At 66.5% G+C, this 25,864-nt stretch carries 24 protein-coding genes; 19 read left to right on the forward strand and 5 right to left on the reverse strand.

Going from position 1 to position 25,864, the window contains the following annotated elements; genetic code table 11:
- Nucleotides 1-21: 21 nt before the first annotated feature.
- A complete protein-coding gene (locus BN976_RS21785; RefSeq protein WP_051558532.1) occupies nt 22-846 on the reverse strand; it encodes an endonuclease/exonuclease/phosphatase family protein in 825 nt (274 codons plus the stop codon).
- Nucleotides 847-893: 47 nt separating this feature from the next.
- On the opposite strand from BN976_RS21785, the gene BN976_RS21790 reads away from it, so the two are divergent.
- Nucleotides 894-1,448 (forward strand): hypothetical protein, encoded by a 555-nt coding sequence (locus BN976_RS21790; protein ID WP_036373797.1) that lies wholly within the window; start codon nt 894-896, stop codon nt 1,446-1,448.
- A 200-nt stretch (nt 1,449-1,648) separates the two neighbouring features.
- The gene (locus tag BN976_RS21795) at nt 1,649-2,326 is read left to right on the forward strand and encodes a Crp/Fnr family transcriptional regulator (RefSeq protein ID WP_036373800.1); all 678 of its coding nucleotides are present in this window, start codon (nt 1,649-1,651) and stop codon (nt 2,324-2,326) included.
- A 112-nt stretch (nt 2,327-2,438) separates the two neighbouring features.
- On the opposite strand, the gene BN976_RS21800 is transcribed toward BN976_RS21795, so the two are convergent.
- The gene (locus BN976_RS21800; RefSeq protein WP_235622101.1) at nt 2,439-2,720 is read right to left on the reverse strand and encodes a fibronectin-binding protein; all 282 of its coding nucleotides are present in this window, start codon (nt 2,718-2,720) and stop codon (nt 2,439-2,441) included.
- A gap of 989 nt (nt 2,721-3,709) precedes the next feature.
- Between BN976_RS21800 and BN976_RS21805 the strand changes: the two genes are divergently transcribed.
- From BN976_RS21805 to BN976_RS21845, 9 genes are all read left to right on the forward strand, one after another.
- The gene (locus BN976_RS21805) at nt 3,710-4,420 is read left to right on the forward strand and encodes an MlaE family ABC transporter permease (RefSeq protein ID WP_036374263.1); all 711 of its coding nucleotides are present in this window, start codon (nt 3,710-3,712) and stop codon (nt 4,418-4,420) included.
- A gap of 20 nt (nt 4,421-4,440) precedes the next feature.
- A complete protein-coding gene (locus BN976_RS21810; RefSeq protein ID WP_199558995.1) occupies nt 4,441-5,271 on the forward strand; it encodes an ABC transporter permease in 831 nt (276 codons plus the stop codon).
- Between the two features lie 3 nt (nt 5,272-5,274).
- Entirely contained in the window at nt 5,275-6,651 is a 1,377-nt protein-coding gene (locus BN976_RS21815; RefSeq protein WP_036373810.1) for an MCE family protein, read from the forward strand.
- 24 nt (nt 6,652-6,675) lie between these two features.
- Nucleotides 6,676-7,707 carry an MCE family protein gene (locus BN976_RS21820; protein WP_051558534.1) on the forward strand — a complete coding sequence of 344 codons (1,032 nt, stop codon included), beginning with the start codon at nt 6,676-6,678 and terminating at the stop codon, nt 7,705-7,707.
- Nucleotides 7,704-8,984, forward strand: coding sequence for an MCE family protein (locus BN976_RS21825; RefSeq protein WP_036374268.1), 1,281 nt, complete (start codon nt 7,704-7,706; stop codon nt 8,982-8,984). Before BN976_RS21820 ends, BN976_RS21825 begins: the two co-directional genes overlap by 4 nt.
- Nucleotides 8,981-10,252, forward strand: a complete 1,272-nt coding sequence (locus tag BN976_RS21830; protein WP_036373812.1) for an MCE family protein — start codon at nt 8,981-8,983, stop codon at nt 10,250-10,252. Before BN976_RS21825 ends, BN976_RS21830 begins: the two co-directional genes overlap by 4 nt.
- Nucleotides 10,249-11,397, forward strand: coding sequence for an MCE family protein (locus BN976_RS21835; RefSeq protein WP_051558535.1), 1,149 nt, complete (start codon nt 10,249-10,251; stop codon nt 11,395-11,397). Before BN976_RS21830 ends, BN976_RS21835 begins: the two co-directional genes overlap by 4 nt.
- Before the next feature lies 1 nt (nt 11,398).
- Complete coding sequence (locus tag BN976_RS21840) at nt 11,399-12,850, forward strand: MCE family protein (RefSeq protein WP_036373815.1); 1,452 nt, start codon at nt 11,399-11,401, stop codon at nt 12,848-12,850.
- A gap of 74 nt (nt 12,851-12,924) precedes the next feature.
- Nucleotides 12,925-13,416: a CAP domain-containing protein gene (locus BN976_RS21845; protein ID WP_036373818.1), complete on the forward strand. Its 492-nt coding sequence runs from the start codon at nt 12,925-12,927 to the stop codon at nt 13,414-13,416.
- A 14-nt stretch (nt 13,417-13,430) separates the two neighbouring features.
- Here the strand turns inward: BN976_RS21845 and BN976_RS21850 are convergent, their stop codons facing one another.
- The gene (locus BN976_RS21850) at nt 13,431-14,081 is read right to left on the reverse strand and encodes a TetR family transcriptional regulator (RefSeq protein WP_036373820.1); all 651 of its coding nucleotides are present in this window, start codon (nt 14,079-14,081) and stop codon (nt 13,431-13,433) included.
- Between the two features lie 230 nt (nt 14,082-14,311).
- Nucleotides 14,312-15,880 carry an aldehyde dehydrogenase family protein gene (locus BN976_RS21855; protein ID WP_036373824.1) on the reverse strand — a complete coding sequence of 523 codons (1,569 nt, stop codon included), beginning with the start codon at nt 15,878-15,880 and terminating at the stop codon, nt 14,312-14,314.
- A 261-nt stretch (nt 15,881-16,141) separates the two neighbouring features.
- On the opposite strand from BN976_RS21855, the gene BN976_RS21860 reads away from it, so the two are divergent.
- The 8 genes from BN976_RS21860 to BN976_RS21895 all read left to right on the forward strand — a co-directional run bounded on the left by BN976_RS21860 (nt 16,142) and on the right by BN976_RS21895 (nt 24,366).
- On the forward strand, nt 16,142-16,336 hold the full coding sequence (locus BN976_RS21860; RefSeq protein WP_036373827.1) for a ferredoxin: 195 nt from the start codon (nt 16,142-16,144) through the stop codon (nt 16,334-16,336).
- Between the two features lie 346 nt (nt 16,337-16,682).
- Entirely contained in the window at nt 16,683-17,549 is an 867-nt protein-coding gene (locus tag BN976_RS21865; RefSeq protein WP_036373829.1) for an SDR family NAD(P)-dependent oxidoreductase, read from the forward strand.
- Between the two features lie 29 nt (nt 17,550-17,578).
- Nucleotides 17,579-18,808, forward strand: a complete 1,230-nt coding sequence (locus BN976_RS21870; RefSeq protein WP_036373832.1) for a cytochrome P450 — start codon at nt 17,579-17,581, stop codon at nt 18,806-18,808.
- A 7-nt stretch (nt 18,809-18,815) separates the two neighbouring features.
- Entirely contained in the window at nt 18,816-19,997 is a 1,182-nt protein-coding gene (locus BN976_RS21875) for an aromatic ring-hydroxylating oxygenase subunit alpha (protein ID WP_036373834.1), read from the forward strand.
- Nucleotides 19,998-20,003: 6 nt separating this feature from the next.
- Nucleotides 20,004-20,897, forward strand: coding sequence for a hypothetical protein (locus tag BN976_RS21880; RefSeq protein WP_036373836.1), 894 nt, complete (start codon nt 20,004-20,006; stop codon nt 20,895-20,897).
- A complete protein-coding gene (locus tag BN976_RS34710) occupies nt 20,894-21,649 on the forward strand; it encodes a Zn-ribbon domain-containing OB-fold protein (protein ID WP_036373839.1) in 756 nt (251 codons plus the stop codon). The genes BN976_RS21880 and BN976_RS34710 overlap by 4 nt, the downstream gene beginning before the upstream one ends.
- Nucleotides 21,646-22,812, forward strand: coding sequence for a thiolase C-terminal domain-containing protein (locus tag BN976_RS21890; protein ID WP_036373842.1), 1,167 nt, complete (start codon nt 21,646-21,648; stop codon nt 22,810-22,812). Before BN976_RS34710 ends, BN976_RS21890 begins: the two co-directional genes overlap by 4 nt.
- 33 nt (nt 22,813-22,845) lie before the next feature.
- Nucleotides 22,846-24,366 carry a class I adenylate-forming enzyme family protein gene (locus BN976_RS21895; RefSeq protein WP_036373845.1) on the forward strand — a complete coding sequence of 507 codons (1,521 nt, stop codon included), beginning with the start codon at nt 22,846-22,848 and terminating at the stop codon, nt 24,364-24,366.
- A 15-nt stretch (nt 24,367-24,381) separates the two neighbouring features.
- Here BN976_RS21895 and BN976_RS21900 read toward each other — a convergent pair whose 3' ends face one another.
- The gene (locus BN976_RS21900; protein WP_036373848.1) at nt 24,382-25,830 is read right to left on the reverse strand and encodes an aldehyde dehydrogenase; all 1,449 of its coding nucleotides are present in this window, start codon (nt 25,828-25,830) and stop codon (nt 24,382-24,384) included.
- Between the last annotated feature and the right edge of the window lie 34 nt (nt 25,831-25,864).

The following is a 25,864-nucleotide window of genomic DNA, read 5'->3' on the forward strand; positions in this document are numbered from 1 at the left end:
TTCGATGAGAGATCTTCGGAGTCAACGGTTTTCGCTCCTCCACAGAGATTCTTCGCCCGGGGCGCCGAGGTGACGGCCCTCGGGGCGGTGCTGCAGATCCACCACCACGGGCCGGTGATCGGAGATCGGCATCCGTGGTGTCCGGCACGCGGTGGGGGTGAGTGCGGGGTCATCGGTCAGTACGTGGTCGAGTTGCGATACGGGCCTGTCGGCGGGAAACGTCGGTGCTGACGCCAACTGCCGCAGCCCCGACCACCGCCGCGCGGCCGCAGCCGACATGTTGAGATCGCCGGTGACGATCCGCGGCCAGGGCAGCCCCCGGACGTCGCGCAACAGCCGGTGCAACTGGACACGGTTCCACCCCGGGACGAACGACAGATGGGTGTTGACCACGGTGAGATTTCCCAGCGGGGTGTCGAACTGGCCGATCACGGCCGCCCGCGGCTCCTCGTCGATGATCTGCACCCGGCGCGGAGCGCTCAGGTACATGGGAAAACGGAAAGGGATTCGCGGTAATCGGAGGACCTGCCAGTTCAATGCGGGATAGCGCGACAACAGCGCGACCCCGTAGGCCGCGGTTCCCGGCTGCTCCTCACCGGTAGCGGCCATCCAGGTGGCCCCCGGAGTGCCGGCGATAGCCGCGACGAAGCGGTGACTTCGCGCCCCCATCGCATCCGCCGCCAGGGCGGTCAGATCCGCCAGCCCGGACCGCGCCTGGATCGAGTCCACTTCCTGCAGCGCCAGGATATCGGCGTCCAGCCGGGCCACACACTCGGCGAACCGGTCCAAATCCACGCCGTCACCCGGGGTGCGCCCGTGCAGGATGTTGAAGGTCACCAACTTCATGGGTACCCGCCTACCCATCCTGCGACGAAAACCAACGGCGGTGCGAAATGTCCCACGATGATCTGCGCGAGGCGCTGCGCCGGGCCGCGTCGGCACTCAAGGCCGACGGCCCGCCGTTCGCGCTGGCCGGAAGCTACGCGCTCTGGGTGCACGGCGGCCCCGAACCCAGCCACGACGTCGACTTCGTGGTCGCCGAGGAGGATGTCGAGGCGGCGGCGATGACGCTGTCCAAGGCAGGTTTCGATATCCGCCGTCCGCCCGAGGAGTGGCTGTTCAAGGCCGCGCTCGGAGTCGACGGGCCCGCGCTCGTCGACGTGCTGCACCGGATCAACCGCGTGCCGGTCGACGCCGCACTGATCGAGCGTGCCGAAGTCCAGGATGTGCTCGCGCTGGCCATCCCCGTCCTGACTCCCACCGAGGTCCTCACGCAGAAGCTGCGCGCGCTCAACGAACACCACTGCGATTTCACCGCCCTGCTGCCGTTGGTGCGCGCGGTGCGCGAGCAGCTCGACTGGCCCGCACTGCGCGAGAACACCTCGGCGAACCCGTTCGCAGCGGCGTTCCTGTCCCTGTGTCAGAGCCTGGGCATCGCCCACGGTTAGCGAAGAGCGCTGAGGCATCGGCACATTCGGGAACCAGCTTGAGCAGCGCACCGGCTTGGCGGTTCCCGGCGCCGTAACGCAAACCGGCACGCACGCTCGCGAGATGTGCCCCGCACCTGCTACGTTACGCATGCTCTTGATGTGTAATGCCTGCCTCGGGGCGGCGCGCGGGTCAAGCGCGCGAATCGGGAAAGGGCAGCGTGGACGAAGTACTGGCGCGGGCCGCCATCTTCCAGGGTGTGGATGCAGACGCCGTGGCGGCGCTGTGCAGCCAACTGCAGCAGGTGTCTTTCCCCCGCGGTCACCGGGTCTTCGCGGAAGGCGAACTGGGCGACCGGCTCTACATCATCACCTCCGGAAAGGTGAAGGTCGGCTGCGCCGCGCCCGACGGCCGCGAGAGCCTGCTGACGCTGATGGGGCCGGCCGACATGTTCGGCGAGCTGGCCATCTTCGACCCGGGGCCGCGAACGTCCACCGTCACCACCCTGACGGCGGTGCAGGCCGTCACGATGGATCGTGACGCACTGCGGTTCTGGATCGCCGAACGCCCCGAGATCGCCGATCAACTGCTGCGCGTGCTGGCCCGACGGCTGCGACGCACCAATGACACGTTGTCCGACCTGATCTTCACCGACGTACCGGGTCGAGTGGCCAAGCAGCTGCTCGACCTCGCACGCCGGTTCGGGGTCCAGCAGGACGGTTCCCTGCGGGTGGATCACGGGCTCACGCAGGAGGAGCTCGCCCAGCTGGCCGGCTCGTCCCGCGAGACGATCAACAAGGCGCTGGCCGATTTCGTGCAGCGCGGCTGGATCGAACAGCGCGGCAAGTCGACCATCATCCGCGATCCGGCCCGGCTGGCCCGCCGCGCACAGCGCTGAAAGCCGATCGTCGATCAGCTCCCGCGCCACCCTGACCGGTCCGGTTGGATATCGCCGCGCCGACGGGCCCTCCCCTGTCGGGACGACCCCGCTATCGCCTGCCTGTCGACCGTCAGATGCACCCGTTGATGCAGTAGTCGGCCGGCGTCCGTTCCTCGGGCAGCGGTACGGAAGGGTCGGCCGCCGGCATATTCTGCGTCAGGTCGATGTCACCCTCCCACTCGGGGGCAATCGGCACGAAGTGGCAGAGGAACGTCACCGCCAACTGACAAGGATTCTCCACCGGCTCGGCGAGTGACGCAGGCGGCGAGGCGATCACAAAGCCCAGAGCTCCGGCCCCGATTGCAGCGCCCACCCGTCGCCGGATCCGGAGTCGCCGTTGCGATGTTCTCATCGTGTCCCACCTACGTGACGAACTGTGTCGGAGACGGCAGACATCGCCGCCGGCAGCACCGGTCAGTAAACCTAACGTCGCACGGTTTACTCCCTGGCAATCTACCCTGGCGCCGCAGCTGCTGCCAAGACCCGATCGGGAGCGGCACCAGCAACCACGGCCGTGGCCCAGCAACGGCGCCGCCCCTCGTCGGCCAGTCGCTCGGCCACCCACCGCTTGGCCGACCCCCGATGCGCACGACCCTTGGCGACAGCGCGCTCGCCGCGCGCCCGACTCGACCACCGATGCGGACAACCGGATCCCCCGACACGGAGACCGGCCCGGTCTCACACCACACCGTTCGAACGCGAGCTCTGCCGATCCGGTCGGCTCGATTCCCCTTCTGACGCCATAGCCATCCCGGCGACCGCGCCGCGCCACCTCCTGAATCAGTATGTTCCACCTGCATATACGCATCCGAAGAACACACAAACCGGACAGCCGATTGACCATCAATATCTATAGCGGTAAGGTTTGCGCAGCCCGGTGGCCTGGGTCACAGTGCACCGATACCCGCGCACGGAGGCACAGCACTCGGCCGTTCCAGACCGCACGCCGATGACCGAGATACGACCACAAGCTTGAAAGATGGAGGCGCATCCCATGCTCGGAGTGGGACCACGCGACGCGTCGCCGCGGGTCGGCCTGTTCGCGCCCAGAAACGGGCAGGGCGCAGGCCGCCACCGACAGAGCAAACATCGGTCTGCCTCATATCCGTCCAGAACTCCGCGACCGACTGCTGTCCCTCATCCCTCGCGTCGTGACACCGTCGGCCGCAAGCCGGCGAGCACCCGGGGTCGGGGATGTCCGGAATGAGTCAGACCGCGGGCCCCGAATCGCCCAACAGCTCGGTATCGGCCTTGTCCCGCAGCAGGTTTGACGAGGGTCTGACGCGATTCTCGGCCACCCCGACGGCGAAGCCACTGCGCGCGCTCGGCGGATTCTTCGCCATGGCGCTGGATGTGCTCGTGCTCATTCCGCGCCGCCCTTTCGCATGGCGAGAGTTTCTGCTGCAGGCCTGGTTCGTGGCGCGTGTGTCGATGATGCCGACTCTGATGCTGGCCATCCCGTTCACGGTGCTGATGGTCTTCACCTTCAACATCCTGCTGGTGGAGTTCGGTGCCGCCGACTATTCGGGGACCGGCGCGGCATACGGGACCGTCACCCAGATCGGCCCTGTGGTCACGGTTCTCGTGGTCTCGGGAGCCGGCGCCACCGCCATGTGCGCAGACCTCGGCGCACGCACCATCCGAGAGGAACTGGACGCCTTGAAAGTGATGGGCGTCGACCCGATACAAGCGCTGGTCGTTCCCCGGGTGCTCGCCGCGACAGTCGTCGCCACTCTGTTGTCGTCGGTGGTCATCCTCGTCGGCCTCGTGGGCAGTTTCGTCTTTGCAGTCTTCATCCAGCACGTGACACCGGGCTCTTTCGTCGGCGGGCTCACCGTCATCACCAAGGCACCCGACGTGGTGATCTCGTTGATCAAGTCGAGCCTGTTCGGGCTCGCGGCCGGGCTGATCGCCTGCTACAAGGGCGTTTCCGTGCGCGGAGGCCCCGCCGGCGTCGGTAATGCCGTGAACGAGACCGTCGTGTACACCTTCATGGCGCTGTTCGCCATCAACATCATCGCCACTGCGGTGGGAGTGAAGGCAACCCTGTGAGCACCAGCGTCCCGGCCGGCATGCACCCTCGGTTGCATCGCGCCTACAGCAGGCACGTCGAAGGTCTCACGCGGATCGGCACTCAGTCCCAGTTCTACTTCACCACAGTCGCGGGAATCCGCGATGCGCTGGTCCACTACAAGGGCGAAACCGTACGTCTGATCGCCCAGATGAGTCTGGGCACAGGGGCATTGGCGATCATCGGGGGAACGGTGGTGATCGTCGGATTCCTGACACTGTCGACCGGTGCGCTCGTCGCGGTTCAGGGCTACAACCAGTTCGCCAACGTCGGCGTCGAAGCCTTGACCGGCTTCGCGTCCGCGTTCTTCAACGTGCGGCTCATCGCCCCCGTCATCGCTGGGATCGCCCTCGCCGCGACCATCGGTGCCGGCGCAACCGCGCAACTCGGGGCGATGCGGATCAACGAGGAGATCGACGCTCTGGAGGTGATGGGCGTGCGGTCGGTGGCATACCTGGCGTCCAACCGCGTCATCGCGGGCGTGATCGTCGTGATGCCGCTGTACTGCGTCGCGATGATCACGGCCTTCCTGGCGGCGCGGTTCGGGACAACCGTGATCTACGGACAGTCCAGCGGTGTCTACGACCATTACTTCAACACCTTCCTGAATCCGACCGACATCATCTGGTCGTTCTTTCAGGCGGTCCTGATGGCGATTGTCATCATGCTCGTCCACACCTACTACGGGTTCAACGCATCCGGCGGTCCGGCAGGTGTCGGCGAAGCGGTGGGCCGAGCGGTCCGGACATCCATGATCGCGGCCGTCTTCGTCGTGTTGTTCGTCTCGCTGGCGATCTACGGCCAGTCCGGCAACTTCAATCTGTCGGGATAACGCATGCGTACGGGGCACCGAATCGATCGGATCCATCCGCTGTGGTGGACCGCGGGACTGTTCACGGCGATCGCCGTCTTCGTGGCGGTGTGTACGGCGTCGTTCACCGGAACGTTCCACAACTACCTGCCGGTCACTGTGACGTCTGATCGCACCGGCCTGGTCATGGAGTCCGGCGCCAAGGTGAAGATGCGCGGCGTCGAGGTGGGCCGCGTCGCCGGTGTCGCCGGAGGCAACGAGCACGTCAGCCTCAAACTCGAGCTCTACCCCGATAAGGTCGGCATGATCCCGGCCAATGTCGAACCAGAGATCAAAGCCACCACCGCATTCGGGGCCAAGTACGTCGACTTCGTCTACCCGCAGGACCCGAGCGGCACGAGTCTGGCCCCGGACGCGGTGCTGGCCTCGCGTAACGTCGGCACCGAAGTCAACACGGTGTTCGACAGCCTCGTCAGCATTCTCGATCAGATCGAGGTGCCCAAGCTCAAGGCGGTGCTGTCGGCTGTCGCCGAGGGCGTACGCGGCAAGGGCGAGCGGATCGGCCAGGCGATCACCGGCGCCGAGCACGTTCTGCAGGCGGTGAACCCGAGAATGGACACCGTTGCGGCGGACTGGCGGTCCGTTCAGGATTTCAGTGACGCGTACAGCCCTGCCGCCGAAGACATCATGGCCGCCCTGGACGCAGCCAGCACAACCAGCACCACCATCACGGGGAACGCGCAGAGCCTCGACGCCCTGTTGCTCAACGTCACCGGATTCGCCAACAGCGGCATCAACCTTCTGGCCGGAAATCGCGACACCCTCGTCGAGGCCGTCAACGTGCTCGAGCCGACGACAGCACTGCTGCTCAAATACAACCCCGAGTACACCTGCACAATCCAGGGCGCCCAGATCTTTCTCGACAAAGCCGGCAACGAATGGTTCGGCGGCAACGGTCGCACGGTGTACCTCGACGCAGGCATAGCGTTCGGCGACGATCTGTACGAGTACCCGAAGAACCTGCCCGTGGTGGCCGCCAAAGGTGGGCCCGGCGGCAAGCCGGGCTGTGGATCGCTGCCCGACGTCGCCAAGAACTTCCCTGTCCGACAACTGATCACCGATACGGGGTTCGGGACAGGGCTGGACTGGCGCCCCAACCCCGGCATCGGTCAGATCTGCGCCGCCGACTACTTTCCCGTCACACGGGCGCTACCAGAGCCCCCGCACGTCGGCAGATGCATGCCCGGCCCCGCGCCCGGACCCCCTCCCGCGTACCCGGGCGGCCCTCCGTACGGCGCCCCCTGGTACACCGCCGACGGCACACCGCTCTACCCCGGCCTGCCCGAACCACCACCGCCCGCGCCGTCACCGCCGTCACCGCCGGCACCCGCAGCGCCATGAGCAGGAAGCCGAGGAGGTCCGACCGTGCATGACAATCTCCGTCGCGCCACGATCAGCTTCACGCTCTTCGTCATCGTCTGTCTGGTAGGCACGTTCGCACTGCTGGCGGTCTTCTCGCAGTACCGCTTCTCCAGCACACAGACCTTTCGGGCCGAGTTCAGCGACGTCAGCGGACTGGCCGACGGCGACTTCGTCCGCATCGCCGGCGTGGAGGTCGGCAAAGTCACCAGCATCTCGGTGACCGACCAGTCGATCGCCCTGGTCGAGTTCAGCGTGGACCCGACAGTGGAGTTGACCTCCGCAAGCAGGGCAGCAGTGCGCTGGGAAAACCCTATCGGGGACCGCTATATGGCCCTCACCGAAGGCTCCGGCGGCGGGCAACGGCGACTCGACCCGGGCAGCACCATCGCGGTGTCCCACACCGAGCCGGCGCTCGACCTCGACACTCTCCTCGGCGGATTTCGGCCACTGTTCCGGGCCCTAGATCCGCAACAGGTCAACACCCTTTCCAGTCAATTGATCGGCGCCTTCCAGGGCGAAGGTGCAACGATCAACTCGTTTCTCAGCCAGGCCGCGGTCGTCACGGGCACCCTGGCCGACCGTGACGAACTGATCGGCGAGGTGATCGACAACCTCAACGCCGTCATGAGCACCTTCGGAGACGAACACACACAGTTCGCCAAGGCAGTCGACTCGTTGTCGCAGCTGATCGGCGGGCTGGCCGCGCGGCGTACCGACATCGCCAACACCGTCGCCCACACCAATGCTGCCGCAGCGACCATCGCCGACATGCTCGGCCAGGCCAGGGAACCACTCAAACACACCGTCACTCAGGGAGATCGCGTCGCCTCCATCATCGCTGCCGACCATGAATGGGTCGACGACTACCTGGAGACGATCCCGCAGTCCTACAAGGTGCTGAGCCGCCTCGGGATCATGGGTGACTTCTTCACCTTCTACCTCTGCGATCTGGTCCTGAAGGTCAACGGTAAAGGCGGACAACCGGTCTACGTGAAGCTGGCGGGACAGGACACGGGGCGGTGCGAACCGCGATGAGGTCATTCTCCGAACGAAATCATGTGCTCATCGGTGGGATCGGGATCCTGTGTGTCGCCGGAACCGTCGCGGCCGCGCTGCAATACGACAACCTGCCCTTCTTCGGCGGGTCGCGCAGCTACTCCGCCTATTTCAGCGAGGCAGGCGGGCTGCAGTCAGGTGCGGCCGTACAGGTTGCCGGATACCAGGTGGGCGAGGTGTCCTCGGTCGACCTCGACGGTGCCCGCGTCCTGATCACGTTCGACGTCGACAAAGACATCCGCCTCGGCGAGCAGACCGAAGCGAACATCCGCACCAAGAGCCTGCTGGGCGCCAAGGTCCTGGAGATCACCCCGCGCGGTGACGGCTACCTGAGCACGGCGATTCCGGTCGACCGCACCAAGGCGCCCTACCAGCTGCCGGACGCCCTCGGTGACCTGACCGCCACGATCGACGGCCTCGACACCGACGCCGTGTCGGGGTCTCTGGCGACCCTCGGCGAGACGTTCAAGGACACTCCACCGCAGCTGCGCGCCGCCGTACAGGGCGTGGGTCGCTTCTCCGAGACGTTGAGCACCCGCGACGCCACCCTGCGGAACCTGTTGACCGACGCGAACACCGCCACCGCCGTGCTGTCCGATCGCGCCGGCGACATCGCCACCCTGGTGGCCAACAGCAATGCCCTGCTGGCAGAACTTCGGACTCAAACCGACGCGCTGGCACAGATTTCGACGAACCTGTCAGCACTCGCGCATCAGATGAAGGGCTTCATCGACGACAACCGGGCCCAGCTGAAACCGACACTGGACAAGCTCAACGTCATCCTCTCGATCGTCGACAAACACAAGGCCGGCCTCCAAGAGGCGATCAAGTACCTCAATCAGTACGCCATGTCCCTCGGCGAATCGGTGGCGTCCGGTCCGTTCTTCAAGGCGTACATCGCCAACCTGCTCCCCGGCCAGTTCATCCAGCCCTTCATCGACGCCGCGTTCTCCGACCTCGGCCTGGACCCGAACGTCCTGCTGCCGTCGGAACGGACCGACCCCCAGACCGGTCAGGAGGCCACCCCGCCGATGCCTGTGCCCTTCCCACGCACCGGCCAGGGTGGCGAACCCAGAATGACGCTGCCAGAAGCGATCACCGGCAATCCCGGAGATCAACAGTGCGGTCCGCCGGGGAGCGCCCTGCCCGGGCCGGGCTGTTACCCGTACCGCGAGCCGTTGCCTGCGCCGCCTCCCGGCGGCCCACCGCCGGGTCCGCCGGCCGCGGTGCAGCCCACCGACGGAGGACAGCGATGAAGTCACGAAAGTGGCGGGCTGCCATGGCCATCTGCTTCGCCGTGTTGCTGGTTGCCGGGATCACCGTGCAGATGCGTCTGATCGGTGGCCTCAACCGGACCTACCTGGTGGGGTATTTCGACAACAGCAACGGCCTGTTCGAGAACGACGAGATCCGCATCCTCGGCGTCCGGGTCGGGCGCATCGCCGACATCGAACCCCAGCCCGAGCGGGTCAAGATCACCTTCTGGGTCGACGACAGGTACCAGGTGCCCGCCGACGCCAAGGCGGCGGTCATCGCGCCTCAGCTGGTGACCGCGCGCGCCATCCAGCTCACCCCTGCGTACACGGGCGGTCCGACGCTGGCCGATGGCGATGTCATTCCGCAGGACCGCACCGCGGTCCCGATGGAATGGGACGACCTTCGGCAGCAGTTGGCCAAACTCACCGAAGCGCTGCAGCCGACCGAACCCGGTGGTGTCAGCACGCTGGGGGCCTTCGTCGACACCGCGGCGGACAACATGCGCGGGCAGGGTGCCGACATGCGCAACACGATCCTGATGATGTCCCAGGCCTTCTCGGCGCTCGGCGATCGCAGTGACGACATGTTCTCCACCATCAAGAACCTCGCCGTCGTGGTCTCCGCGCTTCAGGACAGCTCGGCGTTGCTCCGTCAGCTCAACGGCAATCTCGCCGCTGCCACCGCAGCGATGAGCTCGACCCCGGATGCCGTCGGCAACGCGCTCACGGACGTCGACGAAATCGTCGACGACACCACTGCTTTCATCGCCGAGAACAAGGAGGCGATGGGCACCGCCACCGACCAGCTCGCCTCGGTCACCACCGCCGTGCACGAGAGCATCGACGACGTCGAGCAGGCCCTGCATCTGTTCCCCAACACATTGCAGAACTTCGTCAACATCTATCAGCCCACGCAGCAGGGCATCACCGGCGCGTTGACCATGCAGAACTTCGCCAACCCGATCTCGTTCCTGTGCGGCGGTATTCAGGCCGCGTCGCGGCTGAACAGCGAACAGTCGGCCAAGCTGTGCGTGCAGTATCTGGCGCCGATCATCAAGAACCGCCAGTGGAACTTCCCGCCGCTTGGCGCCAACTATGTCGTCGGCCAGGCGGCACGGCCGAACGAACTGACCTATTCCGAGGACCGGCTGCGCCCGGATTTTCGGCCCACTCCGGCGCCGGCACTCCCGGATCCCGGGCCGGCTGCCCAATCGACCGACCCGGCGGAGGGCCTGCCCGGCATGATGATCCCCGGCGGTGGATCGTGACGCGCGGGCAACACCGGCACCTGTATCGGGTCGCGGCGGCCGCGCTGCTCGCGGTCGCCGCCGGCAGCGCGTCCGCGTGTGAGTGGCGCGGGTTGAATTCGCTGCCCATGCCGGGCACCGAGGGCGGCGGCCCGGGCGCGTTCGTCGTGCAGGCGCAGCTGCCGGATGTCGGCTACATCCAGCAGAACTCGCGGGTGCGCGTCGGCGATGCCAACGTCGGAACGATCACCAAGATCGAGCGGCAGGACTGGCACGCCCTGGTGACGATGACGCTGAACGGGGACGTCGACCTGCCGGCGAACTCGACCGCCAAGGTCGGCCAGACGAGCCTGCTGGGTTCCCTGCACCTCGAGCTCGCGCCGCCCACCGACGTGCCGCCGCAGGGCAAGCTGCACGACGGCTCGCTCATCCCGCTCGCCCACGCCGGCGCCTATCCGGGCACCGATCAGACCCTGTCGGCGATGTCGCTCGTGCTCAACGGCGGCGGCATCGGCGAGATGCAGGACATCACGGTCGCATTCGCCACCGCGTTGGCCAACCGCGAGGCCGATCTGAGAAGTCTGATCGGGCAGCTCGACCAGTTCGCCGGTCATCTCGATGCACAGACCGACGACATCATCGCGGCAACCGAGAGCTTCAACAGCCTGGTCGGACAGGTCGCCGACCAGAAGCCGGTGCTGGACAGGGCAATCCGCACCATCCCTGATGCGTTGGCAGTGCTCGCCGAGCAACGTGACCACCTGGTCGATGCGGCCGACGCGCTGGGCAAGTTCAGTGCACTGGCCACCGACACCGTCAGCAGGAGCAGGGAGAACCTCGTCAGAGAGTTCGAGCAGGTCGGACCGGTCCTGCAGTCCTTGGCCGACACCGGCCCCGCCCTCACCCGATCGCTGGACTTCATCGGCACCTTCCCCTGGCCGAAAGGACCGCTGGACAAGTGGATTCGCGGCGACTACGCCAACATCACCGCCATCCTCGACCTGACTCTCAGCCGCATCGACAACACCCTTTTCACAGGAACACGGTGGGAAGGTGATCTCACCGAGTTGGAGATGCAATGGGGCCGTACGATCGGCCAGCTGCCCAGCCCCTACACCGCCGGCAACCCCCTGGTGGCGCCCTACCGGCTGGATCAGGGCCGCTGACATGCGCCTGACGAAGTGGATCAAGATCCAGCTGTCGATCTTCGCCACGGTGGCCGTGGTCGCCGGTTTCGTGATGCTGTTCGGATACATCAAGGTGCCCGCCATGCTCGGCATCGGTCACTACACGGTGACGATGCAGCTGACCCGGGCCGGCGGGCTCTACGACACCGCCAACGTGACCTATCGCGGAACCGAGGTCGGCAGGGTCACGGCGATCCGGCTGACGCCCGGCGGGGTCGAGGCGGATCTCTCGCTGCGATCCGACGTCCGCATCCCGTCCGACCTCCAGGCGGAGGTGCACAGCACATCGGCCATCGGCGAGCAGTACGTGGCGCTGCTGCCCCGTAACGGCGATGCGCCGCCGTTGAAGAACGGTGATGTCATCGCCCTGGCGGACACGTCCGTCCCGCCCGACATCGGCGAGCTGCTCGACGCCACTGACCGCGGTCTCCAGGCCATACCGGGGGAGGACCTGAAAACGGTCATCGACGAAAGCTACACGGCCGTCGGGGGTCTGGGTCCCGACATCTCCCGCCTAGTGGACGGGTCCACGAGGCTGGCGATCGACGCGGACGCCCACATCGGCCCGATCGTCGACCTGATCGACAAGTCGGGGCCGGTACTGGATTCCCAGGCCGATTCGGCAGATGACATTCACGCGTGGGCGGCGAACGTCGCCGGCCTGACCCGCCAGGTGAAAGACAACGACACCGCCGTAGCCGGGATCATTCAGGACGGCGCACAGGTCGCCGACGAAGCCCGACAACTGATCGACCGTCTGCAGCCCAGTCTGCCCGTCCTGATGTCCAACCTGGCGGGCATCGGACGGCTCGCGGTCACCTACAACGCCGGGATCGAGCAGCTCTTGGTGCTGATCCCGATGGGTGTGCAGGTGATGGCCGGGGGCACAGTGGCCAACCGGGACACCAAGCACCCCGGCCTCGTGCTGTCGTTCAACCTGAACCTCAACCTCCCTCCCCCATGCACCACGGGCTATCTTCCCGCGCAACAACAACGGATCCCGTCGATGGTGGACACCCCCGACCGACCCGCCGACGACCTGTACTGCCGGATCCCCCAGGATTCCTGGATGGCGGTGCGCGGTGCACGCAACCTGCCCTGCATGGCCAAACCCGGGAAACGCGCGCCCACCGCGAAGATGTGCAAGAGCGACGAACTCTATGTGCCCCTCAACGAGGGATTCAACTGGAAGGGCGATCCGAACGGGACGCTGTCGGGGCAGGACATCCCGCAGCGGCCGCCGGCAGTGCCGGCATCCGCCACGACGGCCTCCGCCGAGGCGATGCCGCCTCCCATCGCGACCGCATACTACGACCCCGCAACCGGGAAATACCTGGGCCCGGACGGACGCGTCCACCAACAGGCTGACCTCGTGGCGGTGGCCGCAGAGACGACGTGGCAGAGCCTGCTGACCACTCCATACCGCCGGTGAAGACCGCCCCACCGGGCTGCCGGACCCGCAAAGCAGCTCGCAGAGAACGCGATCCGTTGGGCGGTAACCGAACCATGCCCCGATCGTCGCGCCGCGCGCTCGCGGTGGCCGCAGCCCTCAGCCTTGTCGCCGTGGGAACGTCACCGTCGGCTGCTGCCGACAACAAACGGCTCAACGACAGCGTGGTGGTGAACGTGTACACGTTGCAGCATCAGGCGGGCTGCACCAACGACGTCAAGAAGAACCCCCAACTCCAGCTTGCCGCCGAATGGCATGCGCGCGACGTCGTCAACAACCGAAGCCTCGCCGGGGATCTCGGCTCCGACGGATCGACCGCCCAGGACCGCGCCCGCGCCGCGGGCTACACCGGCATCGTCGCCCAGACCGTGGCGATCAACCCGGCACTGGCCATCAACGGCATCGAGATCCTGCAGCAGTGGTACCACAACCCCGTCAGCTACGCGATCATGGCGAACTGTGCCCATACCCAGATCGGAGTGTGGTCGGAGAACAGCCTGGACCGCAGCGTGGTGGTCGCGGTGTACGGCCACCCCCAGCCGGCGTAAGACGAAAGCCGTCGTCAGGCAGAAGTTTCCACAGCGGGCTGCTCTCCGTCGCTGAGCATCACGCCATAGAGGAAATTGCGGATCCGCGCGGCGAACAGCTCCTTGACCGAGAACTCGTTCTCCTCCAAAGCCGCTGCCAGGTTGGGATATTCGTCAGGATCGACGGGTGGGAACAGCGCATGCCGGCTGCGGGGTCTGCGAGCCGCCTCGGCGAGGACCGCGCCGATGCACAACGTCTCCATGCCGTCGAGGATCTGCACATGCAGGTGCGTGGGCACACCCGAGTCACGAAGGAATCGGGCGGCGTCTTCGAAGCTGCCGACCAGGGTCTCCCTCGGCAGGTGCTCGATCAACACAGTGGCCGCGTTGCGGTGCCGCAATACCGACTGGCGGAAATTCAGGGCCAGGCTGACGAAATACTCGGGCCAGTCCGGCCCCGGAGCGCGCCGGGGCCTGATCACCGACTTGCCCGCGATGTGGCGGGCAATCGCCGTCATGATCTCGTTCTTGTCCGCGAAGTGGTGGTAGAGCGACGGCGCGCGCACCCCCATGTGCGCAGCCAGCCTGGGGAGACTGAACGCATTGAGACCCTCGGCGTCGATGATCTCGATCGACGCTTCCACGGCTGCGGCCTTGCTGATCAACGGCTTCGACGGGCGGGCCATGTCAGAACCCCACCCATGTGCCGACGTGGCCTCCACCAATGGACATTCGGCCAGTATACGGTCGGCAACCGTACTCATGGCGCGCGACGGGCCGAGCCTGCGCGGACCGTGCGACATCGGCGCCGAGGACGGAACCTAACGGCCAAAGATTCACCAAACAGCCAAGTCGCGCTTTCCCATTCAGCGGCCGCGACGGCGCCGGACACTGAGGTCGGCCAGGCACGCCCGGCTCAGCGCCGGCCACGCAGACCCAGGCGCCGACGCCAGTCATGCGCGCCCAGGAGCCGCACCGCCCGAGCCATGAATCGCGATCTCGCCGGAACCACCGGATACCACAGAGGTTCGGACTTGAGTGAGAACCGCTCCTCCACGACCGTTTGCCGGCGGCAGTACTTGAGGACGCCCTGGGCTCCCCCGAATCGGGTCCCGAGACCGGAGTTCTTCCAGCCCCCCATGGGAACCGGCAGCTGAAAGGTCGCCACCAACGCGTTGTTGACCGAGACCGATCCCGCCTCGATCCGGCGCGAGAGTCGGTCAGCCTTGCGCCGATTGCGCGTCCACAGGCTCGAACTGAGCCCGTACTCGGAATCGTTGGCCAGCGCGATCGCCTCGTCCTCGTCGGCGACGCGCATGATCGCCAAGGTGGGCCCGAACGTCTCCTCGCGCATGCACCGCATGGTGTGGTCGACGTCGACAAGCACTGTCGGCTGGAAGCAGTTCCCTTCGGCGCGTTCACCGCCCACCAGGACACGAGCGCCCTTGGCCACCGCGTCAGCGACGTGGTCGGCAACGATGTCGATCTGCGCGGCTGTCACCATCGCGCCGATGTCGCAGGCATAGCTGCCGGGGGCGTCCGTCCCCTGACGCAGGGCAGCGACCTTGGCCGTCACCAACGACACGAACTCGTCGTAGACCGGCGCTTCGACGTAAACCCGTTCGACGCCCACGCAGGCCTGCCCGGAGTTCGTCATTCCGCCCCAGACCGCCGCTCCGGACGCACGGTCGAGATCCGCGTCCGCCAGCACGATCAGGGCATCCTTGCCGCCGAGTTCGAGACTGCACGGAATCAGGCGTTCCGCGGACCGCACCGCGATGGCCCGACCCGTGCGCACCGAACCGGTGAACATGACCATGTCCACCGCGTCGACCACGGCCCGCCCGGCCGCGCCGCCGCCGGTTGCCGCGGCCAGCACCGGTGGGGCCCCGATCTCTTCGCGCCAGCCCCGCACCACCTCGCGCCACGTCAGCGGCGTCACCTCAGACGGTTTGGACACCACGGCGGCACCGGCGACCAGCGCACCGACCACGTCCATCATCGGGCCGGCCAGCGGTCCGTTCCACGGTGTGATCAACCCGACCAGCTGGTACGGGCGGGCCTGAACCCGCAGGCGCCGAACCGCGTTCGCCGGGCCCGCCGACTTGACCTTGCGATCCTGCAGAAAAGTCTCCGCGTTGGACGTGAAGTAGTTGATCACGTCGACCGCGACCGACATCTCCAGGGACGCATCGGCCCACGATTTGCCGGTCTCGCGTTGCACCAGCGTCAGTAGCCGCCGCTCGTTGTCGAGAAGCCAGTCCAGCCATCGCAGCACGTGGGCACTGCGCCTCCGCGGGCCCAGCGCCTCCCAAGCCGGCTGAGCACGCCGCAGGTCAGCACACATCTCGCCGATCGCACCCTCGGTCATGTCCGGAACCGAACCAACCACCTCCCCGGTGGCGGGCGAACGGACGGTGATCACCTCGGGCGCCGAAGAATCCTTACCGAGCGTTCCTGACACGGCTGCCGGGCCTGACACCATTGCGTTCCTCGGATCCTCGTCGACGGTGACACTTAACCTAAAATAGCAAGGTTTACAGCGGTCGTCACGCAATGGGTGGTCGCCACGAGCGGCAGGCGGCGCGAGGGCAGAATGACGAGCTTTCACCGCCACCACCTCGTCCTGGACGGCCCTACAACTAACGCTTATAGTTTTAGTCTGAGCTCTGCGCTGCGCGCGAAGCCGGCCCGCGCCAACCCCGAACCAGGGCCGTGTCGAACGCGGCCACGAAGGAGGACACGGATGAAGGTCCGTCTCGATCGCGCCAGGTGCGCAGGACACGCACAATGCCATGCGGTCGCTCCGGACATCTTTCCGATCGACGACGAAGGCTTCTGCATCATGGAGGACCACACCGTCGCACCCGCAGACGAGCAGTTGACGCGGCTCGGCGCCGACTCGTGCCCTGAGTTGGCGCTGATCATCGAGGAGGATTGAACCTCGCCCCGCCGATTTTCGGGCTCCTCATCGGAGACGGGTGGAGCCGCCTCTCGCCGTCGAAGAGGACAAGCGTCCGGCGGACCGATTTTGGGCTAGGGCCACGACTTACCGGCAAGGGCCGGACCCGTCCGCGCAAACACCTCTAGCTGCAACGATCCGACAGAATAAGGAGCATTACGGAGCCTGTCGTTGACGCCACATACCTATTGCCGTAAGGTTTCGGGCGCTAGTGGTGCGGGTCACAAGCTCGGAGCGGCCAAGCGCTACCACCTCGTCGCGGAGCCACTTGGACCGCACTCCAGATGGCTCCGCGGGCGAGTCGTCGACACCTGTAAGGAGGGTCATGAGACTGCAAGGCAAGGTTGCGTTGATCACCGGCGCCGGATCCGGCCTCGGACGGCACTGCTCGGAGCTCTTCACCCGCGAAGGGGCCAAGGTGGCCATCGTGGACATCGACACCGACCGCGCCGAGCAGACCCTCAAGCTGGTGCAGGAAGCCGGCGGCGACGCCATCGCCATCACCGCCGACGTGGCCGACCGCGCCCAGATCACCGACGCGGTCAACCAAACAGTCGACCACTACGGAAAACTCGACATCGCCTGGGCCAACGCGGGGATCGTGTCCCGTGGCGGCGTGCCGACGGTTGCAGGCGGCGAGTTCGTCGCCTTCGAGGACCTCACCGAAGCCGACTGGCAACACGTACTGGGGGTGAACCTCTCCGGCGTGGTGTACACCGCGCAGGCCGCCGTCCCAGCGCTGAAAGCCAACGGAGGCGGCACCATTTTGGCCACCTCCTCGGCGGCGTCGATGGTCGCCTACCACAACATCGCGATGTACTCGGCCACCAAGGCCGGCGTGAACGGGCTGGTGCGTGGCCTGGCACTTGACTTGGGCCGCTTCGGGATTCGAGTCAACGCGATCGCCCCGACGCACGGCATGTCGCCGAACTTCCTGATGCCTCCGGGCAGCCCCGTGGTCGGGCAGTCCTACGAAGAGGTCGCGGGCCCGTGGAATCCGACGGTGTCGCCGATCCCGCTCAAGCTATCGCGCCCGCCGTCACTGTCCGACAACGCGAAAGTGGCCCTGTTCCTGGTCAGCGACGATTCCGCCTACATCTCGGGCGCCACGATCGGCTCCACCGACGGCGGAACCCTCTCGCGCGTCGGCATGTGGTTCGAAGAGGACCTGAACCCCGAGCCCGTGTCCTGACGCCGAGAAACTCACGGAGATCAGATCAAATGACCACTGTCGAAAAGGTTCCCGCCGAGCTTCTGGTGGATTTCGATGTGTACGACGCCGCACTCGCCCATCCCGTCGACAGGATGCAGGAAAAGATCGCCGAACTGGCCGCCAAGGGCCCGATCGTCTATTCGACCGCACATGGCGGGCACTGGATCGTGACCCATTACCAGGAGATCTACGACATCCTGACCGATGCCGAGACGTTCTCCAGCTACCCGAACAACCTGGTCACTCCGGCCGATTTCGGCCGCTTCATCCCACTGGAGCTCGATCCGCCCGACCACACCTCCTACCGGCACGCGCTGCAGCCGCTGTTCAGCCCGCAGCGGATGAAGAAGCTGGCCGACGACATCCGGGTTCAGGTCAACGAACTCATCGATGCGTTCGCACCCAAGGGTGAAGCCGAGTTCGTCTCCGCGTTCGCTCACGAACTGCCGGCGCGCGTCTTCCTCTCCCTGATGGATTGGCCGCTGTCGGATGCGCCGATGTTCACCGAGGTGACCGATACGATCCTGTTCGGAAAGCCCGGTGGCACGAAGGAAGAATCGGACCAGGCGATGATGATGGCCGCGATGACCGTCGCCGGCTACTTCAACAACGTCATCGCTGAGCGGCGCGCCAACCCCGGCGAGGATGCCACGTCGGCGCTGATCCACACCGAGGTCGAACTCTCCGACGGCACGCGACTGCTCAACGACGAAGAGCTGTTCCGGATGTTCTTCCTGCTGTTGATGGGCGGCCTGCACACCGTCCAGGGTTCGCTGACCTGGACGATCGCCCACCTGTCGAAGAACCCCGAACAGCGCGCCGCGTTGATTGCCGATCCGGAGCTCACGCCGAAGGCGGTGGAGGAGATCCTGCGCATCGAGGCCGCGGTGATTCCGGGCCGCCGCGCCACTCGTGACGTCGAGATCGGCGGTGTGCGGATCGCCAAGGACGACCAGTTGATCCTGACGCTGTGCTCGGCCAATCGGGACGCCGAGCAGTTCACCGACCCCGGCGTACTGGACATCAACCGCTCCCCCAACCGACACCTGTCCTTCGGTGCAGGCGTACATCGTTGCCTGGGATCACATCTCGGCCGCATCGAACTCAAGATCGCGCTCGAGGAGCTGCACCGCCGGATCCCGGACTACGCCCTGGTGGACAGCGATCCGCCGGTGTTCCATTCCACCCAGGTCCGCGGGTGTGCGCGCATGCCTATCACGTTCACCCCTGAGAAATGAGGTAGCGGTGACGACATCACCTCCCCGCCAGGACCGCATCCGGCGCGCCCTGGAGCTTCTGCGCCGCGAGACCACCGACAAGTTCGAAGACGTCGTCAGCTTCTCGGCCGATGAATTCACCGATCCTGTCCTGGCCCAACAGGAACGGGACCTGATCTTCGGCAAAGTGCCCTCGATCGTCGCGCACGGGTCGGAGATCGCCCGCACCTATGACTTCATCACGGTCGCGATGCCGCGGAACAACGTCATCGTGGTGCGCCAGAAGGACGGTGGGGTCAAGGCATTCGTCAATTTGTGCCGCCACCGGGGAGCATTGCTCGAACAGGCGGAGAAGGGCCGGTGCCGGTTCTTCTCCTGCCCCTACCACCGGTGGTCCTACGATCCCGACGGCTCGCTACGAATGGTTACCAGGGACAACACCTTTGGCGACATCGAACGCGAGCGGCACGGACTGATCGAGCTGCCATGCGAGGAGCGGCACGGGTTCATCTGGCTGGTGGACAACGCCCACGAGACCATCGACGTGGCCGCGTGGCTCGGTCCGGAGATGGACGCCATTCTGGCCGGTTACCACCTCGACAAGTTGGTCTGCGCACGCTCGGCCGGATTCGAGGAGCCGACCAACTGGAAGATCATGCAGGACGCGTTCCTCGACGGCTACCACATCCAGTATGCCCATCCCAACACCGCGGGCAAGGTCATACACACCAACGTGATGGCGTTCGAAGACTTCGGCAGGCATTGCCGGTTCATCGCACCGCGCAAGACGATCGACCGGTTCCTCGAGGAGGACCCCGGCGATCTCCCGTTGGACCCCTACGTGACCGAAACCCACTTCCTGCTGCCCAACAGCACCCTGCTGCGCCAGCCGGATCACTTCCAGCTCTTGACCTTCCGGCCGGACCAGCAGGACCCGACCAAGTCACGGATGGAACAACGGTTGATGGTGCCCACCGTGGAGGACTCGGGTCTGGAGGAAGCCCACTGGAACAAGCGCTGGGACAAGAACTGGGAGATCCTGCTGGCAGTTCTGCACAGCGAGGACTTCCCGCTGCTGCGTAATTCCCAGCGGGGCATGGCCAGCGCCGACGCCGGCGACCTGCTGCTCGGCCGCAACGAGACCGCCAACCAGGTGTTCCGGCGCGAGACCAAGAAGCTGCTCGCCGGGGGCGTGGCGACAACTACGTAACTGTCGATGATCAAGTACGAATGGCGGACAGAACTCGACGGCGCCGAGATCGACGAGTTGGCTGCCCTGCTGGAGCGCGCCGCGCGTTACGACGCCGAGCCCGAGTACACCACGATAGCGATCGAAGACGTCCTTGACGCGATGTCGCGGTCCGACTCCCGGGTGCACCATCTGGTGATCTGGATGTTGCCCTATGCCACCACGCTGGGGGGCCGCGAGGGACCCGAGCAGATCGCCGGTCTGCTCCAGCTCGTCACCAAGGCCGACGGCACTGCCGACGCGTCGATCGTGATCGAGCCGCGGTTGCGGTCCATCGGCATCACCACGCTGCTGCTCGAACGCGTCGGGATCGACACCGCGGGACCCGGTGGATGGCTCGGCACCGGCGCGCGCGAGGTGACGTCCTGGGCGCAGGGCAACCATCCGGCGGCCGGAAGGCTCAGCAACCGGTTCCTCATCCCCCGCACCGACCGCGTCTGGAAACTGATCCGCTCGACCGATTCCGCTCAGTCCATCTCTGCCGCAACGGTTTTGGATCCGATCGCGCCGGAGGCCCTGAACGACCTGGGGTGGGCGTCCGATTTTCCCGCCACACAGGCCTACGCCCTGCGCGAAGTCGGCACGGTGGCCGGTGTGATCGGCCTCGACCTCACTCCGCTGCTGTCCGAGGAGTTCGGCGAATGCGCCACGATCAGCGCCTTCCGCGCCGCACCGACCGCGTCGGGGCGGAGTCGGCGGGCTCTACTCGAGGGTGCCGCCGCCCTGGCACACGAAGCGGGCCGCACCGGCATCGTCATCCACCTCGACTCCGACGACGCCGGTTGGGTGAACCCGTGTCGACTTTCGGGCTTCCAGCACGACCGCACAGACGTGCGCTATCAGATAGGTGGACATCGATGACCCGCACCGATCCCTCGGTGCCCGCAGATTTGGCCGGTATCGTTGCGGCCCATGGTAAATCGGTTGCCGCTGGGGACAACGCCGCGGTACTGGCCGACTTCTCACCCGATCGCATCGGCCAGCTGATCGCGTCGGCCGATGTACCCACGCCCCTCAAGGGAGCCGAGGTGCAGTCGATCGCCGACGTCGACGACGGCTATTTCGACGCCGTGATCCGGTACACGAAACCAGACGATTCGTGGTTCGAGCTGCGCAGCCGCTGGGTCCGGGATGCCGAAGGCATCTGGCGGACGTTCAGCGTTCGCAACATCCCCGACACTCCCCCGTGGATGGACCTCACCGGACCGTCCGCCGACGGACTGGACACACCGCACTGGGACGCGCTGCGGGACGGCAGGATGCTGCTGCAACGCTGCTCTGCGTGCCGGACCTGGGCCTGGTCCCCGCGCCCGATCTGTCCCACCTGCCATGAGTTCGACATGCGTTGGGAGCAGGTCGAACCGGTCGGCACCGTCTACTCCTGGACGCGGACCTGGCAGGCCTTCACCAAGGAGAGCACCGGCCATCTGCCTTACGTCGTGGTGCTCGTCGAGTTGCCGCACGCAGGCGCACGACGGGTACTGGGCGTGCTGGCAGACGCCGATGGGGTCACACCGACAATCGGAAGCACGGTCCGCGGCGAGATAGAGCAACCGCCCGACGATGAGCACTGGCCACTCGTGCGATGGCATCTGGAAGGGACGACCTCGTGACCGGGTTCCGCGGCGCCACCTCGGTCGTCGGCGTCGGTACCACCGACTACTTCAGACGTGGCACGAGCCCGATGACCTCGGCCCAACTCGTGTTGCAGGCCATCCTGCGGGCCTGCCGGGACGCGGGCGCAGACCCGCGCGCCGTCGACGGATTCGTGTCCTACGGCGGCGACGCCAATGAGGGGTTGGCCATCGCCGCGGCGCTGGGTGTGCGTGAGGTGCGGTGGTCCAGCGAGGTCTGGGGCGGTGGCGGCGGCGGTATCGCCGCCGCCGTCAACAACGCCGCCGCGGCGGTCTACAGCGGCCAGGCCAGTTGCGTCGCCGTCTACCGGGGGCTCAGCGAAGCAGACGACGGCCGGCGAGCCTTCGCCAAGGGGCACCTGGGGTCGCTGTACACCGCACACGGTGTGCTGGCACCCCCGCAGATATGCGCTCTGCGGACCCAACGCCTGATGGAGGTGGACGGCGTGCCGCGCTCGGCACTCGAGGCGGTGGCGCTGGCGGGATACCAGCATGCCCAACGGAACCCTCGCGCGGTGGCCTACGGGAAACCCCTGGACCACCGGCTCTACGAAGGCAGCCGGATGATCTCCGAGCCGCTGCGCCTGTTCGACTGTTCCCGGGAAAACGATGGTGCAGCCGCCGTTCTGGTGGTTTCCTCGGACCGTGCCGGTGACTATCAGGGTCGACCCGCGGCGATCCTGGCGGGTGTGCAGGGAGCAGCCGCCGGCTGGACCGATTCCGTTGAGAACGAGGACCGTTACACCTCGGCCGGCTTCCATCCCGCCCTCGTCGCCAGACTGTGGGACGACGCTGGAGTGGGGCCCGGAGAGGTCGATGTGGCTCAGGTGTACGAGAACTTCACCGGGCCGGCCGTGGCTGCGATGATCGACCATGGCCTCTGCCCGCCCGGTCCCGCCGCCGGCGATTTCCTCACCGTCGAGAATCTCACCGTGCCCAGCGGGTCGCTGCCGATCAATACGGCCGGCGGCAACATCGCCGAGGGCTTCGTCCACGGGATCGGGCTGGTGGTGGAGGCTGTCCGGCAGATCCGGGGAGGATCGGCCAATCCGGTCACCGGCGCCGACGTCTCGCTGCTCATCGGAGGACCGATGGCACCGCTGGTCAGCTCGACGGTGTTCGGCTCTGCGGCGACGGTCTGATTCCCGCCACATCGTCAACGTCGAAGGAGGAACATGGCCGCCACCGTGGGGTCCGCACTGAGCTGGTGGGCGCGCACCAAAGGTGGCCAGCCCGCGGTGCACGTCGGCAACGACACGACGACCTACGGCGAACTCGCCCACTGGTCGGGCCGGCTGGCCCGCCGATTGGCCGAAAGTGGAGTCGCGCCCGGTGACCGCGTCGGCCTGCTGTCGCCGAACGCGATTCAGTGGCCGGCGGCCGCCCTGGCGGTCATCAAGTCGGGTGCCGTGCTCGTCCCGCTGAACTCGCGGCTCAAACCCGCCGAGATCCGCAAGGTCGCCGACGACGCGGGTATCACCCTGGTGATTGCCCACCCGTCGCATCGCGAGTCCGCCGAGCGGGCCGCAGCGCTGGGGCAGCCCTTCGCGGTCCTCGACTTCGACGTCGTCGACCGTCTGCGGGTCGGCGCTCCGGACGACTTCAGCGTCGAGCGTCCCGCCGACGATCCGATTGCGGTGATCTTCACCAGCGGATCCACCGGCCTGTCGAAGGGGGTGATCCTGACGACGCAGACCCTGCTGAACATCGTCCTGGAGAACACCCTGACCGAGGACGGCTTCCGGCCGGGAAGCGTTGCACTCCTGGTGTTGCCGTTGGCCTTCACGCCGGGATTGGTTTACGGGCTGCTGATGACCACCGTGCTGGGTGGTTCGCTGATCGTCGAGCCCGAGTTGAATCCGTCGCGCGCGGTCACCCTGATCGAGCAGCACGGCGTGCAGGCGTTGTTCGGAGTGCCTGTCATCTTCGAATCTCTCTCCCGGGCAACCGAGTTCGAAACCGCCGACCTCAGCTCGCTGCAGACGGCGATCGTCGGCGGGGCGGCGGTGCCTGTCGATCTGCTGCACCGCTGGGCCGCCAAAGGCGTCATGTTGCGCCAGATCTACGGCATGACCGAGGCCGGCGGCGTCGCGACGGCCACGCTGAAATCCGAAGCGCTGGAGCACCCGGACTCCTGCGGCAGCGGGTCGATCTTCACCGAGGTCCGGGTGATGCACGAGGACGGCACCCTGGCCGGACCCGGCGAGCAAGGTGAGATCGTGGTGCGCGGCCCCCTGGTCACCCCGGGGTACTGGAACGACCCCGCCGCGACCGCCGAGGCGATCCGTGACGGCTGGTTACACAGCGGGGACATCGGAACCAGCGACGTCGAGGGCCGCGTCAGGTTCGTCGACCGGAAGAAGGATCTCATCATCTCCGGCGGGATCAACATCTCACCGGTGGAACTGGAGACCGTGATCGGCAAGCTTCCTGGAGTGGCGGAGGTGGCCGTCATCGCCGTCGCCGACGAGCGCTGGGGTGAGACACCGGCGGCGATCATCACGGCGGCCGAGGGCGCGCTCGACCAGTCGGCGGTGATCGCCCACTGCGAGGAGCAGCTGTCGGATTACAAGGTGCCGCGCTATGTGGTGCTGCGTGCGGACCCGCTGCCGCGCCTGCCCAGCGGAAAGCTGGACAAGCCCGCAATCCGAGATGAATACCGCGACGTGGCCGCCCGATTCAGCAAGGCCCGCTGACCGTCGTGCTCGCGTCTAACTGGGGAGCGGGTCTGCCCGGTAGATCGATTTCGTGATGCGGTAGGCGTCCAGACCCTCCGGCCCCAGCTCGCGGCCGAGGCCGCTGGACTTGACTCCGCCGAACGGGGATTGGATGTCGAGCTGGTAGTGGTTCACGCCCACCGAGCCGGTGTGCATCGCCCGTGCGATCTCGGTGGCCCGCGCGTTGTCCTGCGACCAGACGGTCCCGGCCAGCCCGAACTCGGTGTCGTTGGCCAGCCGCACCGCTTCGGCGTCGTCGTCGTACCCGGTGATCGTGATCACCGGGCCGAAGATCTCTTCCTGCGCAAGTCGATCCCTGTTGTCCACATCGGCGAAGACGGTGGGAGCGACGAACCAGCCGCGCGACAGTCCGGCGGGCACCGATCCACCGGCGACCAGTCGTGCGCCGGACTCCCGCCCGATCCGGATGTAGTCGAGAACCCGTTCGCGCTGACGCTCGCTGACCAGCGGGCCGATCTCGGTGGCGTCGTCGAGCGGATCTCCGACGGTCAGGCTGTTGGCCAACTCCGCTATCGCGGAGACGAATTCGGCATACCTGGTGTTCGGCACCAGGATGCGCGAGCTGAGGTGGCAGGTCTGCCCGTTGTTGACGAACGATGCGGTGCGCAGGCCTTCGATGGTGGAATCCAGGTCGGCGTCGTCGAGGATCACCGCCGCACTCTTACCGCCCAGCTCAAGGGTGACCGGCCGGATCAATCGACCGCATTCGGCGCCGATCACCCGCCCGGCGTTCGTGGAGCCGGTGAACGCCACCTTGTCGATACCGGGGTGAGTCACCAGGTGCGCACCCGCGGCAGCGTCTCCGGGCACGACATTCAACACTCCGGGCGGCAGGCAGGCCTCCTCGGCGGCCTCGGCGAAAACCAGGGCGTCCAAAGCCGTCTCGGGAGCGGCCTTGAGTACCACCGGACATCCCGCCACCAGCGCCGGAGCGATCTTCATGATGGCCAGCGCCTGCGGGTAGTTCCACGGAGTGATGGCACCGACCACACCGACCGGTTCGCGCCGAACGATGGTGTGACCGACCAGCGCCGGGCGAACCTCCTCGGCCTCCCAATCCGCGATCAGCTTCGCGTAGTAGCCGACCAACACCGACGGGAAGACGCCGTTGACGACGCGCGACAACGTGATCGGCATGCCGTTCTCGCGACTGACCAACCTCGCGGTGTCCTGTCCCCGCGCGCGCAGTGCCGCCGCGAAGCGTTTGAGGCCGTCCGCCCGTTCGGCGACGGTCGCGTTTCGCCATTGGGTTGCGGCGTCGCCATGCGCAGCGGCCACCGCGTCGTCGATGTCGGAGACAGTGGCGCACGGACCGTCCGCGAGCACCTCGCCGGTGGCCGCCTCGATGACCGGAACCGTCTTGGCCGCACCACGGAACGCTCCGCCGATGAACAGTCGGGCGGTGTCGATACTCTGCGTCATACCCTGTGACCTCCACAATCGGTTTCGGAGCCTG

The sequence above is a fragment of the Mycolicibacterium austroafricanum genome, from assembly GCF_000612725.1.
Taxonomy (GTDB): Bacteria; Actinomycetota; Actinomycetes; order Mycobacteriales; family Mycobacteriaceae; genus Mycobacterium; species Mycobacterium austroafricanum.